Source organism: Streptomyces sp. NPDC059247 (genome assembly GCF_042754005.1).
Classification (GTDB): domain Bacteria; phylum Actinomycetota; class Actinomycetes; order Streptomycetales; family Streptomycetaceae; genus Streptomyces.
In genome coordinates this window covers 596,965-622,615 of sequence record NZ_JBHYZW010000003.1, presented here as the reverse complement: position 1 = coordinate 622,615, position 25,651 = coordinate 596,965, and the positions used below count along the sequence as shown (strand labels likewise).

Sequence of the window (25,651 nt, the reverse complement as noted above, 5' to 3'; positions counted from 1 at the left end):
GGCCAGGTGCGCATCTCCTCGGGGGAGTTGTTGTCGAGGATCTGGTTGGCTTCTTTGATGACGCGCTTGTCGTTGTTCTGTGTCGCTGTGCCGAGGGTGCGGAGGATGGCGACGCGGTCGTCTTCGGCCTGGGCGAGTCGGTAGCCGGTCTTGAGCCAGGTGCGCATCTCCTCGGGGGAGTTGTTGTCGAGGATCTGGTTGGCTTCTTTGATGACGCGCTTGTCGTTGTTCTGTGTCGCTGTGCCGAGGATGCGGAAGATGGCGACGCGGTCGTCCTCGGTCTGGGCCAGCCGGTAGCCGGTCTTCAGGAAGGCGCGCATGTCGTCAGCGGTGCCGTTGAGGGCCTTGGTGGCCTCCCGGACGACCCCCCGGCCGCTGTTCGGGTCCGCCAGGACGGCGGTGATCGCCGCGCGCAGTTCGCTCTCCGACATCTCGTCCACGGGCGTGCCGGGCGCGGTCGCCGTGATGGTGGCGACCGGGGCCGTCGAAGCGTGGGCGAACGCCGGGGTGCTGAAAAGGAGCGCGGGGGTCAGGGCGGTGGCCGTGACGAGCAGGGCGGCACGTGTCAGTCTCATAAGGAATTCGCCTCCGTGTTCGAATTTCAGGTAGGTCCATGATCACTTATGCGCGCCGGAACTGCCAGGAGGAACCGGCCCGTCCCGGAAAGTCCGTCACCTTCGCCGGACTTCTCGCCGCCCCTCCGGTATTGCGAGCCGGAAGGCCGTACACGTGGCCGCCGACGCCGTCCCGGGTTCGCCCCGCACCCCGCACCCCGCACCCCGCGAGCGCCTCATGCCGAGAGGTGAGAGGTCCCTGGGGGCGGTCGATGACGCCTGTAGGGGCTTCGGTGGAGCACCGGACGGGCCTCGGGCGGCCCAAGCCGCGCGAAGGCGAGCCCCGTCGGCGCCAAAGCCGCTGGTGGGGGTCGGTCCGGCTCTAGGGCTGGCCAAGTACAACTAGAACTGGTATCAGTTCTGATGCATCGTCAGGAATCATCAGGGAATCCCCCTCGGGGTTCACCTCCTCGTGAAGGCGGCGGTCATGACCGAGCTTGTGGAGCACGGAAAGCTGTTCATCGGCGGAGAGTTGACCGATCCGCTCGGCGAGGAGGTCATCGAGGTCGTCTCGCCGCACACCGAGGAGGTCATCGGGCGGGTCCCGCACGCCTCCCGGGGCGATGTGGACCGGGCCGTCGCCGCCGCCCGGAAGGCCTTCGACGAGGGGCCCTGGCCCCGGACGACGCTGGCCGAGCGGATCGAGGTCGTCAGCCGGATCAAGGACGCGTTCGCCGTCCGGTACGAGGAGATCGCCCGGTCCATCAGCGCGCAGAACGGCTCCCCGTACTCGTGGTCCGTGCTCGCCCAGGCGCTGGGCGCGATGATGGTCTGGGACTCGGCGATCGCCGTCGCCCGCGACTTCGTGTTCGAGGAGCGGCGCGGCGGTGTGCTCGGGCCGCTGCTCGTGCGGCGGGAGCCGGTGGGCGTGGTCGCGGCGGTCGTCCCGTGGAACGTGCCGCAGTTCACCGCCGCCGCCAAGCTGGGGCCCGCGCTGCTCGCGGGGTGCGCGGTGGTCCTGAAGCCGTCGCCGGAGACGCCGCTCGACTCGTACATCCTGGCCGACATCGCGGCGGAGGCGGGACTGCCCGAGGGGGTGCTCAGCATCCTGCCCGCCGACCGGGAGGTGAGCGAGTACCTGGTCGGGCACCCCGGTGTCGACAAGGTGTCCTTCACGGGTTCGGTCGCGGCGGGCAGGCGGGTCATGGAGGTGGCCTCCCGTCATCTGACCCGGGTCACCCTGGAACTGGGCGGGAAGTCGGCCGCGGTGATCCTCCCGGACGCCGATCTGGACGCGGCGGTCGCCGGGATCGTGCCCGCCGCCTGGATGAACAACGGGCAGGCGTGCGTGGCCCAGACCCGTATCCTCGCCCCCCGCTCCCGGTACGGGGAGGTCGCGGAGGCGCTCGCGGCGGCGGCGGGGGCGCTGGTGGTCGGCGACCCGCTCGACCCGGCGACCCAGGTGGGGCCGCTGGTGGCCGAGCGCCAGCGGCGGCGCTCGCTCGACTACATCCGGATCGGCCAGGAGGAGGGCGCCAAGGTCCTCGTGGGCGGCGGCCGTCCGGCGGGTCTGGAGAGCGGCTGGTACGTGGAGCCGACCCTGTTCGGGGACGTCGACAACTCCATGCGGATCGCCCGCGAGGAGATCTTCGGGCCGGTGATCTGCCTCCTGCCGTACGGGGACGAGGCCGAGGCGCTGCGGCTGGCGAACGACTCCGACTTCGGGCTGAGCGGCAGCGTCTGGACCGGGGACGTGGAGCACGGCATCGACTTCGCGCGGGGCGTGCGCACCGGCACGTTCAACGTGAACACCTTCAGCCTGGACATGCTGGGCCCGTTCGGCGGGTACAAGAACTCCGGTCTGGGGAGGGAGTTCGGCCCCGAGGGGTTCGGCGAGTACCTGGAGCACAAGATGGTCCACCTGCCGGCGGGCTACGAGGGCGGCGCGTGATGGGCGACCGCTGGCACGTGGAGGTGGACCGGGGCCTCTGCATCGGCTCCGCCATGTGCGTGAACCACGCCCCGGACGGCTTCCGTCTCGACACGGCCCGTCAGTCCCACCCGCTCGCCCCGGAGTCGGACGCGGGCGAACGCCTCCTCGCGGCGGCGGAGGGCTGCCCGGTGGAAGCGATCCTGATCACCCTGAGCGGCACGGGGGAGCCGGTGTTCCCGCCGGAGGAGTAGGCCGTTCCCGCGCGGGAACGCGGTGGGGCCGTCTCCTGCCCTGGCCGGGGGACGGCCCGGCCGGGGGACGGCCCTGGACGGGAGACGGCCACGGTCACAGCCACGGAGACGGTCACAGCGACGGCCGCATGTCACCGGCCATCGGCCACCGGTCGCATGTCACCGGTCACTTGTCACCAGGCACCGGCCACCACGCACCGGCCACCAGACACCGGTCACGGTCTCAGCTGCTCGGCCAGCGCGAGGATGATTCCGCTCGGCCCTCGGAGGTAGCAGAGCAGGTGGCTGTCCTCGTAGCGGGTCACTTCGCCGACGAGTTCGGCGCCGTGCGGCCGGAGGCGGGCGAGGGTGTCCTCGATGTCGTCGACGGCGAACATGACGCGGTGCAGGCCCAGCGTGTTCGCCGGAGCGATCTCCGGCTCCGGCTCGGGGACGATCGCCTTCGGGTGGTGGTACTTCGCCAGTTCGAGTCGGCCCGGGGCGTCCGGGATCCGCATCATCGCGATCTCGCAGCGCATGTCGTCGAGCCCGACGACCCTTCCCGCCCAGCTCCCTTCGACCGGCATCCTGCCTTCCAGCTCCATGCCGAGCGCGGTGAAGAACGCGACGGCGGCGTCGAGGTCGTCGACGACGATGCCGACGTTGTCCATGCGCTGAATCGTCATGTCCCCGAGGTTAGGCGCCGGGACCGACACCGCCGGTTCGACGTACCGTCCCGCCGGTCACCGCTTTCCTCTCCGGGAGAGGCGTGCTCGTCCGGAATCGTGGCCGGAGACAGCCGGAGACAGCCGGAGACAGCCGGAGACAGCCGGAGACAGCCGGAGACGGTCCGAGACGGTTCCGGGGGCGCAGGTCACCGCTCCTCCCCGGCCGACCGCTGCCACCGCGCCGCGCCGCGCCGTCCGCCCGCCGTCGCTACCCGCTGTCTCCGCACCCCCCGCACCCGTGCGACGAGTCCCCGTCCGCCCAGCCGTCCCCGTCACTTCCCGGGCGCCCGCCCCTTCCCGAGTGTCCGTCACCGTGTGCGTCCGGGGCGCGGTGGCGGGCGGCGCGGGGGGAGTCCGGGTCCTCCGCGTGCTTGAGGAGGGCGGTACGGGGGCCGGAGGGCAGGTCCGCGACGGCGGCGTCGGCCAGGGCGCGGCACTCGGCGGTGTGGGCCGTGGCGGTCCGGGTCGGGGTCCGCCAGCGCGGCCAGGCGTGGGCGAGCAGGAGCAGGAGGCCGAAGAGCGGTGGAGCCGTCAGGAACCACCAGCCGACGTCGTCACCGAGCAGCGGGACCGGAGCATCGGCGAACAGCCCGTGGTACATGAGGCCGCCGCTCGCCAGGATCGCGGCGCCCACGGTGATCACCCGGTACCGCTCGGCCTCCCCGTACAGGGACGGTGTCGCCCGCCGGAGCAGGAGCCGGTAGTCCCTGAACCCGTCCGCGCGCCGCACCTGGTACAGCAGGGTCCCCTCGGCGTCCCGCCGCCGGACGCCGTCGGTGAGGGCGCCGAGCAGCGGGTCCGAGGGTCCCGGCGCCCCGGGTACGGCCCTGACGACCCCCGCGTCCGACACCGTCACCACCCCGGACGCGTGGAGCAGCCGCAGGCCCACCAGGTCGGCGTACGCGTCACCGGCCGCCCCGCCGGCCGCCGCCACGGCGCCGTACCTGCCGGGCGGACACCGCCGGACGGCCGCCCGGTCGTGCCGGTGGCGGCGCCAGGCCCACACCAGGACCGCGCCGTACACCACGGCGTACCCCGTCAGCCAGCCGATCACGATCCCGGCGCCGTCCATCCGCCCACCGGCCACCACAGCACCAGCGCCGCCCATCCGCCCCCCGCCCCGCCGCGTCCCTCACCCACCTCTTCTCTACGTGCCCCGCCACGCGTCGCACAAGCGCCCGCCCGATGTCTGTGCGGTTCGCCGTCGGCGGCACAGGACGGCGTCCTCGGGGCCCGTGGCACACTTCGTCCTTCGCTCACGGGGTGCGTCGGAGCCCCCGTGACCTGGGAGGGGACACATCGTGCGCAAGGAAGGTCGGGTCGTTCTGACGGCCCTGGTCGTCATGCTCGGAGCCGTGGGGTGCGGCGCGGAGGGGACCCGTGGCGCCGGTGCCGGTGGTGACCGTGGTGCCCCGGCCGCCGGGGACCGGGCCGCTCCCGAAGGACGTGGTGCGGGCCGACATCGACGGCTCGGCGGCGAACGCGGGCCTCCCGGCGAACGCGCGGGGAAGTCTCACGGGGGACGAGGACGACCCGGCCGGTCCGCTGTCGTGCCTCGTGCGCTTCAAGAGCTTCCACGAGGAGTCCGCGCCGGTGGACATCCCCCGGTACGAGCGGATGCTGAGCGAACTGGGCGAGCGCGGCTGGAAGCAGCGGGGGGAGCGGCAGGAGCGCAAGGCCCTGGACGGGTCGGACAGTCAGTTCACGGTGGTCCTCGAACAGCGGGGCTGGAAGCTGAAGACGGAGTACGGCACCTTCGGTGACGGGGGCACGGTCGACCTGATGGCCATCGACGAGGCCTGTGCGGAGCGGACCCGGGGCGGTGGCGAGGTCCGGCAGGGCTGACCGGCCGCCCGGGGAAGGCCCCGACCTCTGGGCGCGGGCCCGGAGCAAGCCCACGGCCTCTGCGGCCTGCGGCCCGCAGCCCGCAGACGGCCCGGACACTGCGCGGAGATGGCCCGGCGACGGCCAAGTACGGGCCCGGCGACGGGCCGAATACGAGCCCGGCGACGGGCCCAGGCATCTGGGGCGGGCGCGTGGGCCCCAGGGGCGGCCCCGGGACGGGCGCCAGCCCCGTAGCCACGCTGCCCCGCCGCCTAACTCCCGCCCCCGGCCACCCCCGTCGGCCCCCCCGCCTCACCGCCCCCGGACCGCTCCCGGGGCCGGGTCCTCCGGGGCCGTCAGGGCGATCAGGCGGCAGACCGTCTCGATGTCGATCTTCACCTGGGCGATCGAGGCGCGGCCCGACAGCCAGGTGATCAGGGCCGAGTGCCAGGTGTGCTCGATCACCCGGACGGCCGACAGCTGGGACGGCGTGGGGTGTTCCGTGCCCATCGCGTCCAGGATGATCGCCGTCGTCAGCCGCGAGACCGTGTCGACCTCCGGGCTCACGCTCCGGTCCGCGAAGGTCAGGGCCCGCACCATCGCGTCGGCGAGCTGCGGTTCGCGCTGGAGCGCCCGGAAGGCCCGCATCAGGGTCCCCGCGACCCGCTCCGCCGGATCGGCCCCGGCCGGAGGCCGCTTCCGCAGGGTGGAGTGCATGTGCTGGAGCTGGTCCTGCATGGTGGCGACCAGCAGGTGGATCTTGGAGGGGAAGTAGCGGTACAGCGTCCCCAGGGCCACCCCGGCGGCCTCGGCGACCTCCCGCATCTGCACGGCGTCGAAGCCGCCCCGCGCCGCGAGCTGCGCGCTGGCGTCCAGGATGCGGCGGCGGCGCGCCTCCTGGCGTTCCGTGAGGGGCGGTGACGCGGGTCTGTGGTCCGCCCTGTGGTCTGCGGTCATGAGGTCCCGTTCCGTGCGGTGGGGAGCGACAGTATGGCGCTGCGGGCGCCGTGGCGCGAATCACCTGTTCCGGCCCTCACCACGGGGCTACCTGCGGGTAGATTCTGTCCTCCCCGAAGGACCAGGAAGTTCGGCGACGGCCGGTCCGACGCCCGCGCGAACGACTCGGGCGCTCGCACGAACGGCCAAGTCTGTAACTTGTTCTAGATTAGCGCGAGCGGTTACGCTCCGGCGAAACGTACGCTCGAAGGGGGTCGCGCATGACCGCTGAGGCCATGGAGGCACGCCCCCGACAGGGCGTCACGGCCGCCGGTGACGAACCGCTGCGGATCGCTCTCCTCACGTACAAGGGGAACCCCTTCTGCGGAGGCCAGGGCGTCTACGTCCGCCATCTCTCCCGCGAACTCGCCCGCCTCGGCCACAGCGTCGAGGTCATCGGCTCCCAGCCCTACCCCGTCCTCGACGAGGGCGTCCCCCTCACCGAGGTCGCCAGCCTCGACCTCTACCGCTCGCCCGACCCCTTCCGGACCCCGGGGCGCGAGGAGTACCGGGACTGGATCGACGGCCTCGAAGTCGCCACCATGTGGACCGGCGGCTTCCCCGAGCCGCTCACCTTCTCGCTGCGGGCCCGCCGTCTGCTCGCCGCCCGGCGCGGCGACTTCGACGTCGTCCACGACAACCAGACCCTCGGCTACGGGCTCCTCGGCGGTCCCCGCGCCCTCGGCGCCCCGCTGGTCACCACGATCCACCACCCCATCACCGTCGACCGGCGGCTCGACCTCGCCGCAGCCGCCGACTGGAAGCGCCGCGCCTCCGTCCGCCGCTGGTACGGCTTCACCCGGATGCAGAAGCGCGTCGCCCGCAGGCTGCCCTCGGTGCTCACCGTCTCCAGCACCTCCCGGCAGGAGATCGTCGAACACCTCGGCGTCCGCGAGGACCGCGTCCGGGTCGTGCACATCGGCGCCGACACCGACCTCTGGTCGCCCGGTCCCGCCGTCGCCGAGGTCCCCGGCCGGATCGTCACCACCTCCAGCGCCGACGTCCCCCTCAAGGGCCTGGTCCATCTGATCGAGGCCCTCGCCAAGCTCCGCACCGAGCGCCCCGACGCGCACCTCGTCGTCGTCGGCAAGCGCGCCGAGGACGGCCCGGTCGCCACCGCGATCGAGCGGTACGGGCTCGACGGCGCCGTGGAGTTCGTCAAGGGCATCAGCGACGCCGAACTGGTCGACCTCTACCGGTCCGCCCAGGTCGCCTGCGTGCCCTCCCTGTACGAGGGCTTCTCGCTGCCCGCCGCCGAGGGCATGGCCACCGGCACCCCGCTGGTCGCCACCACCGGCGGCGCGATCCCCGAGGTCGCGGGCCCGGACGGCGAGAGCTGCCTCGCGGTGCCGCCCGGCGACGCGGGCGCCCTCGCCGCCGCCCTCGGCCGGGTCCTCGGCGACCCGGAGCTGCGCGCCCGGCTCGGCGCGGCGGGCCGGGACCGGGTCCTGGAGCGCTTCACCTGGGCCCGCGCGGCACGCGGCACCGCCGAGCTGTACCGGGAGGCGATCGACGCGCGCCGCGCCGGGACGCGCGGAGGCGCCCGGTGACGCCCCGCCCCGCCCCCCGGGCGCGTACGGCCGTCCCCGCCGTGGCGCGGACCGCCGGACCCCCCGCGCCCGGTCGTCCCGACCGGTCGGGGGAGACCGCCCCGAGGACCGCCCGCCCCCACCGACTTCCCCACCGCGAAAGCAGGACCTCGTGCTGACCGTCGACTTCACCCGCTTCCCGCTCGCCCCCGGCGACCGTGTGCTCGACCTGGGCTGCGGGGCGGGACGGCACGCCTTCGAGTGCTACCGGCGCGGCGCCCGGGTCGTGGCCCTGGACCGGAACGCCGAGGAGATCCGCGAGGTCGCCAAGTGGTTCGCGGCCATGAGGGAGGCGGGGGAGGCGCCCGCCGGGGCGACCGCCACCGCGATGGAGGGCGACGCCCTCAACCTGCCGTTCCCCGACGGGTCCTTCGACGTCGTCATCATCTCCGAGGTCATGGAGCACATCCCGGACGACAAGGGCGTGCTCGCCGAGATGGTCCGCGTCCTCAAGCCCGGCGGCCGGATCGCGGTCACGGTGCCCCGCTACGGCCCGGAGAAGGTCTGCTGGACGCTCTCCGACGCGTACCACGAGGTCGAGGGGGGCCACATCCGCATCTACAAGGCGGACGAACTCCTCGGCAAGATCCGCCAGGCCGGTCTGAAGCCGTACGGCACCCACCACGCGCACGCGCTGCACTCCCCGTACTGGTGGCTGAAGTGCGCCTTCGGCGTCGACAACGACAAGGCCCTGCCGGTCCGCGCCTACCACAAGCTCCTGGTCTGGGACATCATGAAGAAGCCCGCCGTGACCCGGGTCGCCGAGCAGCTGCTGAACCCGGTCGTCGGCAAGAGCTTCGTGGCGTACGCGACCAAGCCCCACCTGCCCGAGGCCGACACCCAGTGACGTCTCCGGAGCGGATCGCGGAGCACCTCGTCCTGCCCGGGGTGCTCACCGCCGAGCAGGCGGCGCAGACCGTCGCCGGGATACTCGCCGTGCAGCGCGAGGACGGCGCCATCCCCTGGTTCCGGGGCCACCACCTCGACCCGTGGGACCACACCGAGGCCGCGATGGCGCTGGACGCGGCCGGTGAGCACGAGGCCGCCGCCCGCGCCTACGACTGGCTGGTCCGGCACCAGAACGGCGACGGCTCCTGGTACGCGGCCTACCGGGACGGCGCCGCCGACGACATCACCGACCACGGCCGGGAGGCCAACTTCACCGCCTACCTCGCGGTCGGCGTCTGGCACCACTACCTGAGCACCGGCGACGACGTCTTCCTCGACCGGATGTGGCCCGCCGTCTACGCGGCCGTCGACTTCGTCCTCGGGCTCCAGCAGCCCGGCGGCCAGATCGGCTGGAAGCGCGAGCCCGACGGCACACCGGTGAACGACGCCCTCCTGACCGGCAGTTCGTCGATCCACCAGGCACTGCGCTGCGCCCTGGCCATCGCGGAGTTCCGCGAGGAGCCGCAGCCCGACTGGGAGTTGGCGGCGGGAGCCCTCGGGCACGCGATCCGCCGCCACCCGGAGCGGTTCCTCGACAAGTCCCGCTACTCGATGGACTGGTACTACCCGGTTCTCGGCGGCGCGGTCACCGGGGCCGACGCGAAGGCCCGGATCGACGCCTCCTGGGACGCCTTCGTGGTCCCGGGCCTCGGGGTCCGCTGTGTCGTCCCGAACCCGTGGGTGACCGGCGGCGAGAGCTGTGAACTGGCCCTCGCGCTCTGGATGGTGGGCGAGTCCGACCGGGCGCTGACGATCCTCCAGGACATCCAGCACCTGCGCGCCGCGAACGGCATGTACTGGACGGGGTACGTCTTCGAGGGCGACGGGGAGAGCGCCCCGGCGATGTGGCCGGAGGAGCAGACCAGTTGGACGGCGGGCTCCCTGCTGCTCGCGGTCTCGGCCCTCGGCGGCGAACAGGCCACGGTCGCGGTCTTCGGCGGCGAGCACCTGCCGACGGGCCTCGAACCGGACTGCTGCGGCTGACCCGCCGACGCGCGCCGGGGCGCCCCGGTCCGCACCGCGCGCCCCGGTCCGCACCGCGCGGACCGGGGCGCCGCCGTCCGGGTCAGTTGCTGGTGGGCACGTGCGGGTAGCAGGCGGCGTAGTTGCCGTACTGGTAGCGCATGATCAGGTCCCCCGTCCTCGGCCCGACGACCCCGTCGGTGTCCGAGGCGCCCAGCATCCGGTACTGCACGTACCGGACGGCCTCGTCGGTCTCGGGGCCGAAGGAGCCGTCGACGCCGATCAGGTCGTGCTGGGTGGCGAAGCGGTCCGAGATGATCGAGTTGATGCCCTGCTGGACGCACCGCACGGCGGCGGCGGAGTTGCCCCGCCCGGAGCCGATGTAGGCGGCGCCGGGCGTGGCCTGGGCCGGTCCCGGGGTGGCGAGGGCGGCGAGGACGGCGGCGCCGAGGGCGGCACCGGCGCGGGAGACGGTCTTCATGGAGGCTCCTGGGCGAGACGGGTGGGACGGGTGGGGCGGGCGGCGTGGGCGAGGTCGGTGGGACGGCGGGGCCGACGGCGGCGCGACGGTCACGGGCGGCCCGGCGGCGGATGCCGTTCAGAGGGCGGGGAAGGAGAAGCGGATGCCGTACCTGGTCTCCAATTCTCCTATCCTCGCGGGGAGTTCGGCGCGCACGGCGGCGATCTCGGCGGAGTGCGCGGCCCGGAAGCGCTCGGCCGCCTTCGCGCGCAGCGGCTCCCGCACGGCCTCCACGGGAGCCATGCAGTCCGCGTAGGTCCTGCCGAGCGCCCGCCCGGCGGCGGTGTCGCCGTTCTGGAGCCGCCGGTCGACCAGGGCGAAGAAGGACTCCTCGTCCCGGGCGTCCACCCGGTGCGCGGTCAGGCAGTCCCGGAGGCCGAGGAGGGCCCGCCGCACTCCGGGGGAGCGGTCGACGGGGGCGATCTCCTCGAACCACCGGTTCCGCAGTGCGCCGTAGACGTCCGCGAGGCCGCGCCCCGCGTTCCTCCCTTCGGCCAGGCACGCGCGCGGGGCGGGGCCCGGGGCGGCGGCCGGGTCCGCCGGGGGCGGTGCGCCGGGGACGCGGGTGTCCGATCCGAAGCCGTGCGCCCTGAGGTGTTCCAGGTCGGGCAGGAGGGCGTAGCGGGTGAACATCGGGGGAGGGCCGTCCGGGGGCGTCCCGCCCCGCTTCCGTACGCAGTTCTCCACCGCCCACGCGGCGGCGAGCTGCCCGAAGGCGTCCAGCCCCTGGGCGCCCCGGCTCTCCGCGCCGGTGGCCGGGAGCACCAGGGAGACGGTGTCCACGGGCAGCCCGTACGTGACCGGGGAGGCGGCGGCGGGCGGGGGCGCGGGGCGGCCGGGCGGGGCGGCGGGCGGGGCGGCGGGCGGGGTGCTCGCGCAGCCCGTGGCGAGGGCGAGCAGGGCGAGGCACAGCACGGCGGGACCGGGGCGGCGCGGGGTGTGTGCGGTGCCTGCGGTGCGTGCCGCGCGCGGGGCGGGCGCGGTGCGGGAGGGGAGCGGGGGAAGGGGCATGGCAGGCCGGTCTCCGTGGATCAGTGGGTGATCTCGACGTAGTCGCCGCCGTCCCAGTAGCTGGCGATGCTGAACGCCCGGCCCGGGGTGAGGTCGGAGACCAGGACGATCTGGTCCGGGCTGTAGGAGCCGTCGGAGACCTGGACGTAGCCGCGCGAGCCCTGGATCCAGTTGTTGGCGGAGTTCTTGTAGAAGGCCGCGTACGACTCGGTGTGGGCGCCCGAGGTGTCGTGGGCGTGGGTGAGGTTGAGGTCGGAGCAGCCGGACGCGGCCTTGTGGGCCACCCCGCCGATGCCCTTGTAGCCCGTGGTCAGACCGGTCGTCACGCATCCGGCGGCGGAGGCGGCGGGGGCGAGCGCGAGGAGGGAGGAGGCGGCGAGGGCGGCCGTCGCGAGGGCGGCCAGGGTCTTCTTCACGAGGTGCTCCAGGAGGGTGGACGACCGGTCCGGCGAGGACCGTGGGGACCACCTTCGGAGCGCGACGGGCGGTCCCGCCAGGGCCCCGGGCGTTCCTGGGACGTCCCTCGGCGTCCCGGGAACACCCGGGCCCCCGGCCGCGGGGCCGTGCGGCGGGGGACGGCCGCGCGGGAGACGGCCGGGCGGGACGGGACCGGGACCCCGGACCGGACCCCGGACCGGACCCCGGACCGGACCCCGGACCGGACCCCGGACCGGACCCCGGACCGGACCCCGGACCGGACCCCGGACCGGACTCCTGACCCGTTCGGAGCCGTCCCGGTGGCGGTGGCCCGGCACCCGGGCGAGGCTGGCGGGACCGTCGTCAGGAGGATGTGCCGTGCCCGGAACCGTGTCCCGTGGGGTGGCGGCGCTGCTGCTGTCCTGCGCCCTGCTCATGACCACCGCCGGATGTGGCGGGAACGACACCCAGAGCGTGAGTGCCGCCGCGACCGCGACCGCCACCGCGTCCCCGTCGGCCTCGGCGAGCTTCGAGCAGCAGAGGCTGGCGAAGACCCGGTTCGTGGCCAACGCGGGTCTCGCGGCGGGCGCCGCCTACCAGTGGATCGTGAAGCCGTACCGGGCGGGCAAGTTCGCCAAGGGCGCGGACGGCCGGACCTTCGCCCTGGTGAAGGCCGGTCTGGCGGGCGCGTTCACCTACAACCGGCTGAAGGCGGCGGTGCACAACGCAGAGGGCGATCCGCTGCTGGCGAAGGCGGTCGCCCCGCTCTCCGCCGGGATCGAGTCGCTGAAGGGCCTGGGGACGAAGCTCCGCAAGGGCGACGCGGGCGCGGCGGACGTCGGCTCCTTCGAGAGCGTCATCAACAGCGTGAAGGACGCCGGGAAGAGCGCGGGCGCCGAGGTCGTCGACAAGGTGCCCACCGCCTCGCAGCTGAGCGGCGGTTCCTAGCCCGGCCTCCCGGCTCCCGCCCGCCCCGGGTGGGACGGCCCGGTACCGCGCCCCGGCGACGTCACGTCGGAGGGCACGGTGCCGGGCCGTCCCACGTCGTCCGGGCCGCTACGTTCTCCGGGCCGGGCCGTCACGGCGGTCCGGCCCGTCACGGCGTCCGGGGGCGTCACGACGGGCGCGTCAGGCCCCAGGTCTGGAGGACGTAGGGGCGGCCCTTCTCCTCGCCCTCGATCAGCGGTACGTCGAGCAGGTGGAAGCCGGACGCGACGGCCACGGCGACGCTCGGGGCGTTCTCGGCCTCCAGCTCCAGGATCACCTGCTCCACGCCCATCTCCTCGAAGGCGTGGGCGGCCATCACCCGTACCGCCCGCGCGGCCAGCGCCTGGCCCCGGTGCGCCGGGCCGACCGCGTAGCCGAGCTCCGTGCCCTCGGGGGCCCGCCGAAGCATCGCCTCGCCGAGCGGGGCGCCGCCGTCGACGGTGATGGCGAGGACGACGGCCGAACCCTCCGCGCGCAGCCGCCGGGCCCGGTCGAGCCGTGCGCGGGCGGCCTCCTCGTCGAAGGGGGAGGCGATGGGTGTCCAGTACGCGATGTCGGGGTGGTCGAAGAGGTCCGGCATCGCGGCCAGGTCGCTCTCCGTCCAGTCCCGCAGGACGAGCCCCTCACCGCTGAGCTCCATCCGGTCGGGAAAGGGCGGGGTCGTGCTGCTCATGGGGTGAATCCTCCCTGGTCCGTGGGACAAGGAGCCTAGCCGGGCGGGCCCCCGGGCGGACGCGGGGCCCCCGCCCCGAACGCGCCCGGGGGCCGGGGCGGGAACGGTTCTCCGCGTGCCCGGGGGCCGGACGGTGAAGGCCCCGCCGACGCCCCTGCCCGCGCCCGGCGCCCGGACCACCGTGAACGCCCGCCGCCTCCCCGCCCCGGATCCGGGCCTACGCGTTGAGTTCCGCGAGGAGCCGGAGCGTGGCCGGGTCGGGGGAGGTGACGAGGAGGTCGGTCACCGGGCCCCGCCGCCAGGACTCCAGCCGGGCGGCGATCCGCTTCCGGGGGCCGACCAGCGAGATCTCGTCCGCGAAGGCGTCGGGCACGGCGAGGACGGCTTCCTCGCGCCGCCCGGCGGCGAACAGCTCCTGGACGCGCCGGGCCTCCTTCCCGTATCCCATCCGCCCCATCAGGTCGGCGTGGAAGTTGCGGGTGGCGTGGCCCATGCCGCCGATGTAGAAGCCGAGCATGGCCTTGACCGGGAGCAGTCCGGCCGTCACGTCCTCGCAGAGGTGGGCCCGGACCATGGGGGCGACGAGGAAGCCCGCCGGGAGCCGCTCGGGGAGCGCGTACACCTCGGCCCAGCGGTCGGGCGTCCAGTAGAGCGGCAGCCAGCCGTCGGCGAGGCCGAGGGTCTGCGCGATGTTCCTTGGCCCCTCGGCGCCGAGGAGGATCGGCAGGTCGGCCCGGAGGGGGTGGGTGATCGGCTTGAGGGGCTTGCCGAGCCCGGTGCCGTCGGGGCCGGTGTACGGGTGGGAGTGGTGGCGCCCGTCGAGCCGTACGGGGGCCTCGCGGCGGAGCACCTGCCGGACGACGTCCACGTACTCGCGGGTGGCGGTGAGCGGGGAGCGGGGGAAGGGTCGCCCGTACCAGCCCTCGACGACCTGCGGCCCGGAGAGGCCGAGGCCGAGCAGGACGCGTCCGCCGGAGAGGTGGTCGAGGGTGAGGGCGTGCATGGCGGTGGTGGTGGGGGAGCGGGCCGCCATCTGGGCGATGGCGGTGCCGAGCCGGATGCGGCTGGTGTGGGCGGCGATCCAGGTCAGGGCGGTGAAGGCGTCGGAGCCCCAGGCCTCGGCGGTCCACACGGAGTCGTAGCCGAGCCGTTCGGCCTCGCGGGCGAGGTCGAGGTGGGCGGGGGAGGGGCCGCGTCCCCAGTAGCCGAGGGCGAGTCCGAGCCGCATGTCCCGCATCCTTTCTGACGTACCGTCAGGTATGGCGGGACTGTACGCCAACGGCCCCCCGCCCGGAAGGGATTCCGGTGCGGAGGGCCGTGGAAGGAGCGGCTGGCGGCGGGGTCAGCCGCGCTGGATGCCGGTGGTGTCCTGGAGGACGCCCCGGCGTCCGTCCTGCGTCTGCGCGACCAGGGCCGGACCGCGCTGCTCGACCGCCAGGTACCAGGTGCCGGGGGCCAGCTCCGCGATCTGCGCCTGCGAACCGTCCTCCGCGTACAGCGGGCGGGCCACCGGGACGGCGAACCAGAACGGCGAGAACTCCGACGCGGGCTGCGCCGCCGGGGCCTGCTGCTCCGGCTGGTGCGCCTGCGGCTGCGGGGCGCCGCCCTGCGCGCCGAACGGCTGCCCCGCGCCCTGCGGGGGCTGGCCGTACTGCGCGCCCGGGTAGCCGTAGCCACCGCCCGCGACGCCCTGCTGGCCGGGCTGTCCCTGCTGCATCCCGTACGGCTGCGGGGTCTGCGGCGCGGGCGTGCCCAGGAGCGGCGCCTTGAGCGCGGGGACCAGCGGTCCGGCGACGGCGGCGGCGGCCAGGACGAGGGCGGCGATCACGCCGAGGATCAGACCGGCGCCCGCGTTCACGGCCTCGAAGATCCACATGAGCAGGGTCCACGCGCAGGCGATGGTGAACGCGGCGCCGACCTGTCCCAGCTCCAGGCCCGCGACCTTGCGCGGCTGCGGCAGGCCGTGGGAGAGGACGACGAGCGCGGCGCCCACGATGCCGAGCAGGAAGGTGCCCCAGCCGAGCTGTGAGAGCTCCCACGAGTTGGGGTTGTAGGCCCGGTCGCACACGGCGGCGGAGGCGTCACAGCCGGAGATGCCGAGGAACGAGGCGATCAACAGCACCACCGCTGCACCGATCAGCACGCCATCGCCTCGGGTGAGGGAGCGGATATTCACGTAAGAGTCCTTCGTCGGGTCGTCGTCGCGTCGGAGTGGCGCTCTAGGTCGCGGCACGGGGGGCCATCGTACGGAGCGAATCTATCGCTCGTCCGTCCTACCCCTTGAGGTAGGTGGAGATGCCGTCCGAGATGCCCTGTGCCGCCTTCTGCCGCCACGCGGCCGAGGCGAGCAGCCGCGCGTCCTCGGGATCACGCATGTTGCCGCATTCGACGAAGACTTTGGGGACGGTCGACAGATTCAGCCCGCCGAGATCGCTCCGGACGTCCAACCCCGTACCGGAACCGAGGTAGTTGGCGGGTGAGGTGCCGGTCGCGCGGCGGAAGCGGTCGGCGATCCGCTCGCCGAGCGCGCGGGACGGCGCGACGATCGCCGTGGTGTCGGCGGAGCCGCCGCGCACCCGGGCGGGCAGGATCACGTGGTAGCCCCGGTGGCCGACGTCCGAGCCGTCCGCGTGGACGGAGACGACGGCGTCGGCGCGGGCCGCGTTCCCGATCCGGGCGCGTTCGTCGATGCAGGGGCCCCAGGGGCGGTCGGCGTCGTGGGTGAGGACGACCCTGGCGCCGCGCGCGGTGAGCAGGTCGCGGAGCCGGTGGGAGACGTCGAGGGTGAAGGCCGCCTCGGTGTATCCGGCGTTCGTGGAGGTCCCGGTGGTGTCGCATTCCTTGCGGGCCGTCCCGATGTCGACCTTCTGGTTGATCTCGCGGGAGTGGCGGAAGTTCCCGGAGTTGTGGCCGGGGTCGATGACGACGGTCTTCCCGGAGAGCGGGAGGCGCGCCCGGGGGGTCGGTTGCGTCGAGCCGGGGGGCCGGCCGTCGGCGACGGGCGGCCGGGGCGCGGCGGCGCTCTCCTGCCGGGTCTCCGGGGACGTTCCGCTCGACGGCGCGGCGGCCTGCGAGGCGGCGCCGCATCCGGCGAGCACGGCGCAGCAGCCCGTGACGGCGAGGGCGAGGGCGGGGCGGCGGGTCTTCCGGTGGTCGTACGGCACCCGGCGACTCTAGCCCCGCCGTCCGCCGCGCGCGGGGAACGCGCGGGAGCGCCTGGGCGGCGCCCGGGACGTCAGGCGGCGGGCCTGGACGTCAGGTGGCGGTCGGACGTTCCGCCGCGACGGCCTCGTCCCACGACTCGGGCGGCGGTCCGAGGATCTTCCGCGCGGACTTGACCACGAACCAGCCGAAGAGGCTGTTCCCGCCGCCTATGACGGCTCCGATGAATCCGGGGACCTGCTTGCCGAGGACGAGCACGCCCTGCTTGGCGCCCCACTTCGTGATGAACCTCGGGCCGAGGACCTTGTTCGCCTTCTTGATCGCCGCCATCGGGATCGACCGTACGATCTGCTTCCCCCAGTGGGGAGCCGTGCGGCCGATCACCGACTCCATGGTCGCGCTCGCGGAGTTGCCTATGAGGACGCCCGTCACCAGGAGCCTGCGCAGCTCGACGTCTTCGAGGTCGAGCCGGTGGATCTCGGCGACCGACAACGTGTAGAGCACCGAGGCTTCCAGGAAGCCGAGCAGCTCGGCGATGGCTATGGGGGCCTGGACGACCCCGTTCGGCACCGCCGCCGCCGCGCCCGCGCCCGCACCGGTGGTCGTGACGGTGCCGACGTAGATCTTGTTCATGTAGGCGATCAGCTCTGCGGGCGTCTTGTCGGGATGCACCCGCCGGAGCCGTGCGACGTTCGCCACGGCCAGCGGCTGCTGACTCTCGAGTGCCTTGTCGAGCCCCGCTCTGACGAGGGCCCGGGGGTCGAACTTCTTCACGTCTGCCACGGAGGAGATCATGGCGGAGGCCCACCGCCCGGACAATGTGTCCGGCCCGGCCGGAGGCGTGGAAGGCGACCGCCGCTCCCCGGGCGGCCCCCGCCCCGCGCGGCCCCCCGCTCCCCGCACCGGCCGCCTCCCCTCCGCACGGCGCCCGCGCGCCCGATTGGCTGGATCAACTCCATTACCCGGCAGGCAAGTTGTCACCGAACCTATGTGCGGGGCGTCCCATAGCTCCCGTACGGAGGGGAATGCGGCGGCGCTCAGGTCCCAGCTTTGTCACCGGCTTCCCGGATCGGTGGACGCGTGTCCGGGGACCGTGAAGGGTAGATGTCGAGAGGCGACGGTGGGGTGCCACCGCGCATGGACCCACGAGGGGGAACCACGGTGGGCGAAGAGCCGAACGACGCACGTCCCGAGCCGTCCGACAGACCGCCGGGCGGCGCCGGATTAGAGCAGAACCCCACGGGGGCGCCGGGTGCCGGGGCCCCCGGCACTCCGTTGTCCGCGAACAACCCGCCGGGGGGCCCGCCGCCCGCGGGCCCTCCCGGACAGCCCCCGGCTCCCTGGGAGGCGCCCGCCGCGCCCACCGCGCCGAACCCGCCACCCGCCCCCGCCCCACCCGCCCCCGCCCCGCCCGCCGCCTCCGCGCCCGGCTACGGCCCCCCGGGCACGCCTCCCGGCCCGCCCGCCGGTCAGGCCCACGCGGCCGGGCACGCGGCCGGTGCGGGCGGAGGAACCCCTCCTCCGCCGCCCGCGCCGCCCGGGTACGGTCCGCCCGGCTACGGCCCGCCGCCCGCCGCCCCGCGCGGCCCGGCGAACCCGGCGCAGGCCGTCGCCGTCGGCCTCCTCAACCTCTCCGGTCTGGGCCTCGGCTACGTCCTGCTGCGCAACTGGCTCGGCGCCGCCCTCTGCTGGCTCGCCACCGCCGCCCTCCTGGTGGCCGCGCTCCCCGCCGACGTCGACGGCGTCCCGGTCGGGCTCGTGATCGGATACGGCGTCCTCCTGCTCGCCTTCGCCGCCGACGGCGCCCGGCGCGGGGCGCACGCGACCCTCAGCGTCAGCGACGGGCTCCGCCGTCTCGCCCTCCCGCTCGCCCTGGTGCTGCTCGTGGTGCCCGCGGGCGGCACCCTGGCGTACGGGGCGGCCCGCGACGAGGCGAAGGAGCAGGCCCTGCTCGAACACCTCGCCGCCGTCGACTCGAAGGTGAAGTCCGCCGACGGCCTCACCTTCGACCAGGCCGAGCCGATCTACCGCACGGCGCTCACCGGCTACGAGGACCTCGCCGCGCGGCACGCGGCCTCCCGGGCCGGAAAGCTCGTCCCCGAGCGCCTGGACGCGTACTTCCTGAAGGTCTCCGCCCCGTACGCGAAGAAGTCGTACTGCGAGGCGATCAAGCCGCTCACCTTCCTGCGCGGTCTGCCCGACACCTTCGACAAGGAGTTCCTCGGCTCCCGGCCCGCGAAGACCGACGAGCCGCTGGCCGAGTCGCTGTACGAGTGCGGGGTCGCCGCGCTCGGCGTGCGGACGGCGGACCCGTCCGCCGAAGAGAGCCTGAACGCCCTCTACGAGACCTTCCCGAAGTCCAGCCAGGCCACGAAGGTCGAACCGGCCGTCAAGGCGGCGGTCACCGCCAAGGAGTCCGCGCTGGCCGCCGCCGCCTGCGCCACCGCGGACGAGCTGCGCGCGCTGCGCGCCTCCCTCGTCCTCATGAAGGACCCCGCCGTCGCCCCCGACGCGGCCACCGCCACGGCCGCCGTCCAGCGCGGCGCCTTCGCCTGCGGCACCACCCAGTTCAGGAACAAGGACTTCCGCCTCGCCGTCACGACGATGGAGGAGTTCGCCAAGGAGTACCCGAGCAGCCCGCAGGCCGCCCACGCCCGCTCGATCGCCATCGCCGCCGAGATCGCCGAGGAGGAGCCCGAGGCGGGGAAGAAGCTGCCGCCCGCCGACGTCCCCGGCGGCTCCCGGATGGTGATGGTCATCAGCAACGACGGCCCCGGCTCCGTCGAGGTGCTCTACACCGGCCCGACCAGCGGCCGGGTCACCCTGAAGGCGTGCGGGACCTGCACCAAGTACTACGACGGGATCTTCGTCCCGCGCGGCGGCAAGGTGAAGGCGTGCTCCGGGCCGTCCTCGAAGTACCCGAAGGCGACCCTGCTGCTGCCCGCGGGCAACTACCAGTTCCTCCAGAAGCGGGCGCCCACGGGCACCTCCTCGACCGGCGACACGAAGTCGAGCAAGACGAAGATCGAGCCGGGGTACAGCTATACCAACTGCCTGTACGTGACGGCGGGGTTCTAGCCCCGTCCGCGCCGCGCCGGGTCACACCCGGCGCAGCACCCGCAGGGAGTCGGTGACGGAGACCTCGTCGAAGTCACCGGACTCCAGCGCCCGCAGATAGATCCGGTACGGCGCCTGACCGCCGTCCGCCGGGTCCGGGAAGACGTCGTGGATGACGAGCAGGCCCCCGGGGGCGACCCTGGGGGCCCAGCCCTCGTAGTCGTTCGTGGCGTGCTCGTCGGTGTGCCCGCCGTCGATGAACACCAGACCGAGCTCCCCGGCCCACACCTTCGCCACCTGCGGCGACCGGCCGACCACCGCGATCACGTGCTCTTCGAGCCCCGCCCCGCGCAGGGTCCGCCGGAACGTCGGCAGCGTGTCCATCAGCCCCACCTCGGGGTCCACCACCGTCTCGTCGTGGTACTCCCACCCCGGCTGCTGCTCCTCGCTGCCCCGGTGGTGGTCCACCGTGACCGCGACCGTGCCCGCCCGCCGGGCCGCGTCCGCCAGCAGGACCGTGGACCGCCCGCAGTACGTGCCGACCTCCAGGAGCGGCAGCCCGAGCTTCCCCGCCTCCGTGGCCGCCGCGTACAGCGCCAGCCCCTCTCCCACGGGCATGAACCCCTTCGCGCCCTCGAAGGCGGCGAGGATCTCGGGCTCGGGCACGGACATACGGGTCTCCTACCGGTGGGTACGGGGGTACGGGCGCCCATCGTGCCCTACGCGTCGCACTCGAACCACACCGTCTTCCCGTCCGCCCTCTCCTCCGTCCCCCAGCGGTCCGTCACCGCCGCCACCAGGAACAGCCCCCGCCCGTGCTCGTCCAGCGGTCCCGCCACCCTCGCCGGTACGGCCCCGGGCACGTCGTCCGCCACCTCGACGCGGAGCCCGTACGGCTCGCGCAGGATCAGGATCGAGCACCGCCGGTCCGGTACGTGCCGGACGACGTTCGCCACCAGTTCCGTGAGGGCCAGCGCGGCGGAGTCGTACACCCGGTCGAGTTCCCAACGCGTGAGGAACAAGTGCAGGATGCGACGCATGTGACGGGCCGAATGCTCACCCACGGTGAACCCCATCCTGTAGCTCGTGCCAAGTTCCGCAGGGTAGAGGTCTGTTGCGTGATTCATGCCACCAGAGTGGGACCGTTTCATTACGCTCGGCTACGGAAATAACGCAACGCCTCACTGCGTGAGCTTGGGGGTGACCTCGGCATGGTCAACATCCGCAGCCTCGATCCCAGCGCCTCGCCGCTGGACTTCTACGGGTCGGAACTCCGCCGTCTGAGAGAGGAGGCAGGTCTCAGTCAGCAGCAGCTCGGGGACGTCGTGTACTGCACGGGTTCCCTGATCGGCCAGATCGAGACGGCGAAGAAGGTCCCGACGAGACGCTTCTCGGAGCAGCTCGACGCGGCGCTGATGACGGGCGGCCTCTTCACCCGCATGATCGGCCTCGTCCTCAAGAGCCAGCTCCCGACGTGGTTCCAGCCGTACGCGGACATGGAGGCGAGAGCGACCTATATCTCCACGTACCAGTCGCAGTTGGTCTACGGCTTGCTCCAGACGGCCGACTACGCCCGCGCGGTGCTCAGCGTGGACAATCCGGAGCGGCTCGATGAGTTGGTGGCGGCCCGGATCGAACGACAGCGGGTATTGGAGCGCGAGCACCCGCCTGTGGTGTGTGTTGTCCTCGATGAGGCCGTGCTCTACCGGAAGATCGGTAGTGCCGAGATCATGCGCAGGCAACTTGCGCATCTTTTGAGCTTCAAGGACCACCCGTGGGTGCAGGTGCAGATCCTTCCGTTCGAGTCGGGTCAGCACCCTGGACTGCTGGGCTCGTTCACGGTGTTGCGCTTCGATGATGACCCGGACCTCTTCTACGTGCCGGTCTACGGCGGGGGTCACATGACAGCTGATCAGCAAGTGATTAGGGAACGATCCGTCGGTTACGCTCGACTTCAGGCTACGGCTCTCTCGCGGGAGGACTCGGCCGCACTGATCGAACGCGTAATGGAGGAGCGGTATGGGCACCAGCCAGGACCTGAGGTGGCGTAAGTCCTCGTACAGCGGCCCCGACGGCGGCGAGTGCATCGAGTGCGCCCCACTCGGCACCGCCGCATGGCGCAAGTCCACGTACAGCGGTTCCGACGGCGGCGACTGCGTCGAGTGCGCCCCGCTCGGCACGGCCGCATGGCAGAAGTCCACGTACAGCGGCGACACCGGAGGCGAATGCGTCGAGGTCGCCGACCTCACCGCGCACATCGCCGTGCGGGACTCGAAGAATCCGGAAGGCCCGGCCTTCCGGACGTCGGCGGTGGCGTTCACGGCGTTCGTGGGCGCGGTGGCCGAGGGGCGCGTCGGCCACTGAGACCGTGGCGACCCTCGTAGGAGTCGTGATCCTCGCACTCGCCCTTCCGGCGTGGGCGGGGATCACGTGCGTGGGGCTGGTGCGGGCCCGCCGGGAGAACGGGGGACTGCCACGGTCGCCCCGCCGCCCCTGGTCACCGGCGAGGAAGTCCGCGTGGCTGGCGGTGCTCGCGTTCGGCGGGGGCGGGGCGCTGCACCTGTACGGGATGTCGTACCTGCCGTTCCTCTTCCCGGAGGACGCGTGCTGGTTCGGGGCGGGCGTGAAGGCGTACCCGGACTCCAGCGGGACGCTGCCGGTGAGCCTGGTGTGCCGGGGCGTCGAGATCGTCCCGTGGTGGGTGAACCCGGGACTGCTGGCGCTCGCCGTGACGGGCACGACGGCGACCGCCGTGTCCGTCACCTCGGCGGTCCGGGGCGGTCGCCGCGCCCGGCGGGTGTCCGATCAGAAGACGGTGCCGGGCACGTAGTCGTAGGAGTACACCTCGCTACGGGCCTGGAAGGGGGTCTTCCAGTTGCCGGTGCCCTTGTAGAGGTAGGCGGTGCCGCCCTCGGCGGTGACGCCCAGGAGGTCGGGCCGTCCGTCGTGGTCGGCGTCGCCGAAGCCCACGAGGTGGGCGTAGGTGTTCCAGCCCCGGCCGATCAGGGCCCGCTGGGCGAAGGTGCCGTCGCCCTTGCCGAGGTAGAGCCAGAGGACCCCGGCCCTGTCGCGGGCGACGAGGTCACCGGCGGGACCGCCGCCGACGTTCCCCACGGACGTGATCTCGTTGTAGATGTTCCAGCCGTGACCGGTTCGGACGCGCGGGGCGAAGGGCGCGGAGGCGTTCCCCGTGCCCCGGTAGGTCCAGAGGACGCCGGACCTGTCGGTGGCGACCAGATCGGGGCGGCCGTCACCGGTCAGGTCGCCGCCCCCGGTGAGGTGCGCGTAGACCTGCCAGCCGCCGCCGATCCTCACCCGGGGCGCGAGGCCGCTCCCGGTGCCCGGGTGCAGCCAGAGGACGCCGGTCCTGTCGCGGGTGACGACGTCGCCGCGCCGGTCGCCCGTGATGTCACCGGGGGCCAGGAGCTCGTCGTACCCGTCCCAGCCCTCGGCGATCGGATCTCCGACGATCAGGGGCCACCCGCCCAGGGGGATGCTGGTGTGGAGGCGGTACAGCTCGCCGGAGTCCGGCCGTGCCAGCAGGTCCGGGGCGCCGTCGTCGTCGAAGTCGTGCGGCTCGGGGTCGCGGACGACGGTGAAGGCGCCGGTCTTCTCCACGGCGGGGCCGATGCCGTCGCGGGGCTGCGCCGTGATGCGCCAGGTGTACGCGCCGTTGGGCGCGGGGACGCCGTCGCGGTACTCGCGCGGCCCGTTCCAGAACTTGGTGTACACGCCGTCCCAGGGGAAGCCGACGACGGCCCCCGCGAAGTGGCCCACTTCGGTTTTCCACGTCTTCTTCGACGCGGTGTGCACCAGCTCGACGTGCGTGCGCGTCGTGTACTTGCTGAACTTCCAGCTCAGCATGATCGGCTCGGTCGGGCGGCTGAGGTCGATCGTGTCGGGGACGCCGTGGCCCGTCAGCTCCAGCGAGGTGGGCTGGCCGGTGGAGGCGACGAGGGCCACGACCGGCCGGGCGCCGTCGGCGCCGGGGGAGATCCGGTAGAGGCCCTCGCCGTGCTCCAACGTCCCGCCCCGGACCACCTGGCTGCCGCCGGGCGCGAGGGCCGCGTTCAGCGTGTGCTCCAGGAGCTTGACCGTCTCGCCGGTGGCCAGGGAGCGCGCGTACAGCGCGAACTCGGGGCGGGCGGGGCCGGTCGTCTCGGGCCTGGACTGGCGGTACGTCCACCAGTCGCCGATCAGCTCGACGTTGACGACGCCCGTGGTCCCCATGTCGTGGCGCACGGTCCCGCCGGTGCCCCGCCGGGTCACGGCGACCTTCGTCGTGGCGCCCTCGCGCTTCTCGGCCCAGGCGATGTGGGTGGCCGACAGGGCGGGCCGCTCGGCGCCCTCGGCGGTCTCGTACTCCTCGACGACCGTGTGGGCCGCGAGGTCGACGACGGCCGCGCGGTACCGCTTGGTCCCGTCGACGGTGGTCGAGAACAGGAGCAGGGCGGTGTCGGGGGAGTCCACCTTGACGTGGACGGAGGAGGCGTCGCCGGGCAGCCCCCTGACCGCGTGGTCGAACGGGACGCCGTCCCGCACGCCGACGACGTGGAGCGCCGTGCTGCCGTCGGCGCGGGGCTCCTTGACCAGGAGGCCGTTCCCGGTGAACCCGGCGACGGTCCGGCCGCTGCCGGGCGGGACGCCGACGACCTCCACCGGGTCGGCGCCGGTCGCCATGTCGTACAGCCTGTGGACACCGCTGCCGTCGTTGTCCGCGATGACGTCCGTGCGTCCGACACCGCGATACGACTTCGCGGGCAGCACCGTCGTGGCACCGTCCGCGAACCGCGTCCACCGCCAGATGAGCCGGGGCCCGGACTGGGCGCTCAGGAAGCCGGTCGGGCCGACGCCCATGACCGCGCCGTCGACCGGGAAGGGGACGTCCTGCGGGGGCACTTGGGCGGCTGCCCGCACGGTCGTGTGGACGGAGGCGGCCGGGACCCCGGCGGCGGGACCGGCCGTGAGGGTCCCGGCCGTCACCGCGAGCGCGGCGGTGGCGGCGAGGGCGAGCCGACGGCGGGAGACGCGGACACGGATCAAGACGGTGGGACCTCCGGGGCGGCACGGACGTGACGAGACCCGTCACACCCCCAAGACGTACGAGCACGCCGAAGGGTTGTACGCCATCGGCTCTTGGAACCGGCCGAGTTGGCGCCGGGCGGGGCGGGGCGGGGCCGGGACACCCGCCGGTGACCGGGCCTCCCGGCAAGGGGGCACCCGCTTCCCCGGGACCCGGACCTAAGGTGAGGCCCAGTACCCGGCCCACGCGCGGGCCGCCCCGACCGTGCGTTCCAGATCGGTCATCCCGTACGCCTGCCAGGCCTCCCACCATCTGGCCTCGGCCTCGGTGAGCACCACCACGGCCTCCCGGCTCGCCCGCGCGAACACGGGAACGGTCCGCGCCCAGGCGGCGGCCTGTTCGGGGGTCTGCCCGCCGTCCAGGACCAGCCGGACCCCCCACAGGGCCGTGTCCAGCCACGCGGGCCCGCGCATCGCCCACGCCCAGTCGATCATCCGTACCCGGCCGCCGCGCTCGATCATGAAGTTCGAGGCCGCCGGATCGGAGTGGGTGAGCCGGTCGCCCGTCAGGAGGGGCTCGTCGGCGGGGTCGCAGTACTCGCCCCACCGCTCCCACGGCGTCAGCCGCAGCCGCGGGGGCGCGGGAAGAAGACCCAGTTCGCCCAAGGCGGCGGCGACCGGCTCCAGATGACCGCTCCCGTCGCCGAAGTGCGCCCAGGCCGACGCGTCGGCGCCTTCGAAGCAGAGCAGGAGCCAGCCGCCCGCCTCCTCCTGCCACAGCACCTTCGGCGCGCTGGGGGGAAGGAACGGGTTGACGGCCGCCTCGGCCCGGAGTTCCCCGATCCGCTCGTGGTCGAGCGGTAGTCCCTTGACGAACACCATGTCCGCGCCCGACGACGGCCAGAACAGGGACGCGAGCGCGGAGCTGGTGCCGTTCTCCACCTCGGATCTCGGGCAGCCGTCCCCGAGCCGTTCGGCGATGGCCCGCCGGGTCGCCTCGGGCAGTTCCTCGAACGGAAGCCGGTCGACGCGCATGA

Annotated in this window: 27 protein-coding genes; 11 read left to right on the top strand and 16 right to left on the bottom strand. The window is 73.6% G+C overall.

What is annotated here, in order from left to right; all coding sequences use genetic code 11:
- A partial coding sequence (locus ACFXGN_RS09830; RefSeq protein WP_384855786.1) for a hypothetical protein occupies positions 1–575 on the bottom strand: 575 nt, incomplete at its 3' end.
- A 466-nt stretch (positions 576–1,041) separates the two neighbouring features.
- Here ACFXGN_RS09830 and ACFXGN_RS09825 point away from each other — a divergent pair.
- Positions 1,042–2,505, top strand: coding sequence for an aldehyde dehydrogenase (locus ACFXGN_RS09825; protein ID WP_384855783.1), 1,464 nt, complete (start codon positions 1,042–1,044; stop codon positions 2,503–2,505).
- The gene (locus tag ACFXGN_RS09820) at positions 2,505–2,738 is read left to right on the top strand and encodes a ferredoxin (protein ID WP_384855946.1); all 234 of its coding nucleotides are present in this window, start codon (positions 2,505–2,507) and stop codon (positions 2,736–2,738) included. The genes ACFXGN_RS09825 and ACFXGN_RS09820 overlap by 1 nt, the downstream gene beginning before the upstream one ends.
- Before the next feature lie 215 nt (positions 2,739–2,953).
- On the opposite strand, the gene ACFXGN_RS09815 is transcribed toward ACFXGN_RS09820, so the two are convergent.
- Both ACFXGN_RS09815 and ACFXGN_RS09810 read right to left on the bottom strand, forming a co-directional pair.
- The gene (locus tag ACFXGN_RS09815) at positions 2,954–3,403 is read right to left on the bottom strand and encodes a VOC family protein (protein ID WP_384855780.1); all 450 of its coding nucleotides are present in this window, start codon (positions 3,401–3,403) and stop codon (positions 2,954–2,956) included.
- Between the two features lie 250 nt (positions 3,404–3,653).
- Positions 3,654–4,517: a hypothetical protein gene (locus ACFXGN_RS09810; RefSeq protein WP_384855777.1), complete on the bottom strand. Its 864-nt coding sequence runs from the start codon at positions 4,515–4,517 to the stop codon at positions 3,654–3,656.
- 308 nt (positions 4,518–4,825) lie between these two features.
- Between ACFXGN_RS09810 and ACFXGN_RS09805 the strand changes: the two genes are divergently transcribed.
- Positions 4,826–5,290 carry a hypothetical protein gene (locus ACFXGN_RS09805; protein ID WP_384855776.1) on the top strand — a complete coding sequence of 155 codons (465 nt, stop codon included), beginning with the start codon at positions 4,826–4,828 and terminating at the stop codon, positions 5,288–5,290.
- A gap of 291 nt (positions 5,291–5,581) precedes the next feature.
- On the opposite strand, the gene ACFXGN_RS09800 is transcribed toward ACFXGN_RS09805, so the two are convergent.
- Positions 5,582–6,226: a TetR family transcriptional regulator gene (locus tag ACFXGN_RS09800; RefSeq protein ID WP_384855773.1), complete on the bottom strand. Its 645-nt coding sequence runs from the start codon at positions 6,224–6,226 to the stop codon at positions 5,582–5,584.
- A 260-nt stretch (positions 6,227–6,486) separates the two neighbouring features.
- Between ACFXGN_RS09800 and ACFXGN_RS09795 the strand changes: the two genes are divergently transcribed.
- The 3 genes from ACFXGN_RS09795 (at position 6,487) to ACFXGN_RS09785 (ending at position 9,786) form a co-directional block, all read left to right on the top strand.
- The gene (locus tag ACFXGN_RS09795) at positions 6,487–7,815 is read left to right on the top strand and encodes a glycosyltransferase family 4 protein (protein ID WP_384855770.1); all 1,329 of its coding nucleotides are present in this window, start codon (positions 6,487–6,489) and stop codon (positions 7,813–7,815) included.
- A 151-nt stretch (positions 7,816–7,966) separates the two neighbouring features.
- Positions 7,967–8,701 (top strand): class I SAM-dependent methyltransferase, encoded by a 735-nt coding sequence (locus tag ACFXGN_RS09790; RefSeq protein ID WP_384855767.1) that lies wholly within the window; start codon positions 7,967–7,969, stop codon positions 8,699–8,701.
- Entirely contained in the window at positions 8,698–9,786 is a 1,089-nt protein-coding gene (locus ACFXGN_RS09785; RefSeq protein ID WP_384855765.1) for a prenyltransferase, read from the top strand. Before ACFXGN_RS09790 ends, ACFXGN_RS09785 begins: the two co-directional genes overlap by 4 nt.
- A gap of 82 nt (positions 9,787–9,868) precedes the next feature.
- On the opposite strand, the gene ACFXGN_RS09780 is transcribed toward ACFXGN_RS09785, so the two are convergent.
- The 3 genes from ACFXGN_RS09780 to ACFXGN_RS09770 form a co-directional block, all read right to left on the bottom strand.
- Entirely contained in the window at positions 9,869–10,246 is a 378-nt protein-coding gene (locus ACFXGN_RS09780) for a peptidoglycan-binding protein (protein WP_384855762.1), read from the bottom strand.
- Between the two features lie 117 nt (positions 10,247–10,363).
- Positions 10,364–11,296, bottom strand: a complete 933-nt coding sequence (locus ACFXGN_RS09775; RefSeq protein ID WP_384855761.1) for a hypothetical protein — start codon at positions 11,294–11,296, stop codon at positions 10,364–10,366.
- A 20-nt stretch (positions 11,297–11,316) separates the two neighbouring features.
- Positions 11,317–11,712 carry a hypothetical protein gene (locus ACFXGN_RS09770; RefSeq protein ID WP_384855758.1) on the bottom strand — a complete coding sequence of 132 codons (396 nt, stop codon included), beginning with the start codon at positions 11,710–11,712 and terminating at the stop codon, positions 11,317–11,319.
- 379 nt (positions 11,713–12,091) lie between these two features.
- On the opposite strand from ACFXGN_RS09770, the gene ACFXGN_RS09765 reads away from it, so the two are divergent.
- A complete protein-coding gene (locus ACFXGN_RS09765) occupies positions 12,092–12,661 on the top strand; it encodes a hypothetical protein (protein WP_384855755.1) in 570 nt (189 codons plus the stop codon).
- A gap of 166 nt (positions 12,662–12,827) precedes the next feature.
- Here ACFXGN_RS09765 and ACFXGN_RS09760 read toward each other — a convergent pair whose 3' ends face one another.
- The 5 genes from ACFXGN_RS09760 to ACFXGN_RS09740 all read right to left on the bottom strand — a co-directional run bounded on the left by ACFXGN_RS09760 (position 12,828) and on the right by ACFXGN_RS09740 (position 17,318).
- Positions 12,828–13,373, bottom strand: coding sequence for a GNAT family N-acetyltransferase (locus ACFXGN_RS09760; protein WP_384855753.1), 546 nt, complete (start codon positions 13,371–13,373; stop codon positions 12,828–12,830).
- A gap of 217 nt (positions 13,374–13,590) precedes the next feature.
- A complete protein-coding gene (locus ACFXGN_RS09755; protein ID WP_384855750.1) occupies positions 13,591–14,601 on the bottom strand; it encodes an LLM class F420-dependent oxidoreductase in 1,011 nt (336 codons plus the stop codon).
- Between the two features lie 114 nt (positions 14,602–14,715).
- A complete protein-coding gene (locus ACFXGN_RS09750; RefSeq protein ID WP_384855748.1) occupies positions 14,716–15,549 on the bottom strand; it encodes a hypothetical protein in 834 nt (277 codons plus the stop codon).
- 97 nt (positions 15,550–15,646) lie between these two features.
- On the bottom strand, positions 15,647–16,537 hold the full coding sequence (locus ACFXGN_RS09745) for an N-acetylmuramoyl-L-alanine amidase (protein WP_384855746.1): 891 nt from the start codon (positions 16,535–16,537) through the stop codon (positions 15,647–15,649).
- 91 nt (positions 16,538–16,628) lie between these two features.
- Positions 16,629–17,318 (bottom strand): hypothetical protein, encoded by a 690-nt coding sequence (locus ACFXGN_RS09740; protein ID WP_384855743.1) that lies wholly within the window; start codon positions 17,316–17,318, stop codon positions 16,629–16,631.
- Positions 17,319–17,810: 492 nt separating this feature from the next.
- Between ACFXGN_RS09740 and ACFXGN_RS09735 the strand changes: the two genes are divergently transcribed.
- Positions 17,811–19,613 carry a hypothetical protein gene (locus ACFXGN_RS09735; RefSeq protein ID WP_384855740.1) on the top strand — a complete coding sequence of 601 codons (1,803 nt, stop codon included), beginning with the start codon at positions 17,811–17,813 and terminating at the stop codon, positions 19,611–19,613.
- 21 nt (positions 19,614–19,634) lie between these two features.
- On the opposite strand, the gene ACFXGN_RS09730 is transcribed toward ACFXGN_RS09735, so the two are convergent.
- Together ACFXGN_RS09730 and ACFXGN_RS09725 are read right to left on the bottom strand one after the other, a co-directional pair.
- Positions 19,635–20,264, bottom strand: coding sequence for a class I SAM-dependent methyltransferase (locus ACFXGN_RS09730; protein WP_384855737.1), 630 nt, complete (start codon positions 20,262–20,264; stop codon positions 19,635–19,637).
- Between the two features lie 47 nt (positions 20,265–20,311).
- Positions 20,312–20,632 (bottom strand): ATP-binding protein, encoded by a 321-nt coding sequence (locus ACFXGN_RS09725; RefSeq protein WP_384855944.1) that lies wholly within the window; start codon positions 20,630–20,632, stop codon positions 20,312–20,314.
- Between the two features lie 171 nt (positions 20,633–20,803).
- On the opposite strand from ACFXGN_RS09725, the gene ACFXGN_RS09720 reads away from it, so the two are divergent.
- From ACFXGN_RS09720 to ACFXGN_RS09710, 3 genes are read left to right on the top strand one after another with little or no spacing between them, the layout of a single operon-like run.
- Positions 20,804–21,643, top strand: coding sequence for a Scr1 family TA system antitoxin-like transcriptional regulator (locus tag ACFXGN_RS09720; protein ID WP_384855734.1), 840 nt, complete (start codon positions 20,804–20,806; stop codon positions 21,641–21,643).
- The gene (locus ACFXGN_RS09715; RefSeq protein ID WP_384855731.1) at positions 21,612–21,956 is read left to right on the top strand and encodes a DUF397 domain-containing protein; all 345 of its coding nucleotides are present in this window, start codon (positions 21,612–21,614) and stop codon (positions 21,954–21,956) included. The genes ACFXGN_RS09720 and ACFXGN_RS09715 overlap by 32 nt, the downstream gene beginning before the upstream one ends.
- Before the next feature lie 4 nt (positions 21,957–21,960).
- Positions 21,961–22,422 carry a hypothetical protein gene (locus ACFXGN_RS09710; RefSeq protein WP_384855729.1) on the top strand — a complete coding sequence of 154 codons (462 nt, stop codon included), beginning with the start codon at positions 21,961–21,963 and terminating at the stop codon, positions 22,420–22,422.
- Here ACFXGN_RS09710 and ACFXGN_RS09705 read toward each other — a convergent pair.
- Together ACFXGN_RS09705 and ACFXGN_RS09700 are read right to left on the bottom strand one after the other, a co-directional pair.
- The gene (locus ACFXGN_RS09705) at positions 22,398–24,635 is read right to left on the bottom strand and encodes an FG-GAP repeat domain-containing protein (protein ID WP_384855727.1); all 2,238 of its coding nucleotides are present in this window, start codon (positions 24,633–24,635) and stop codon (positions 22,398–22,400) included. The two genes, ACFXGN_RS09710 and ACFXGN_RS09705, sit on opposite strands and share 25 nt — an antisense overlap.
- Before the next feature lie 198 nt (positions 24,636–24,833).
- Entirely contained in the window at positions 24,834–25,649 is an 816-nt protein-coding gene (locus tag ACFXGN_RS09700; protein ID WP_384855724.1) for a phosphotransferase family protein, read from the bottom strand.
- Positions 25,650–25,651: the final 2 nt, after the last annotated feature.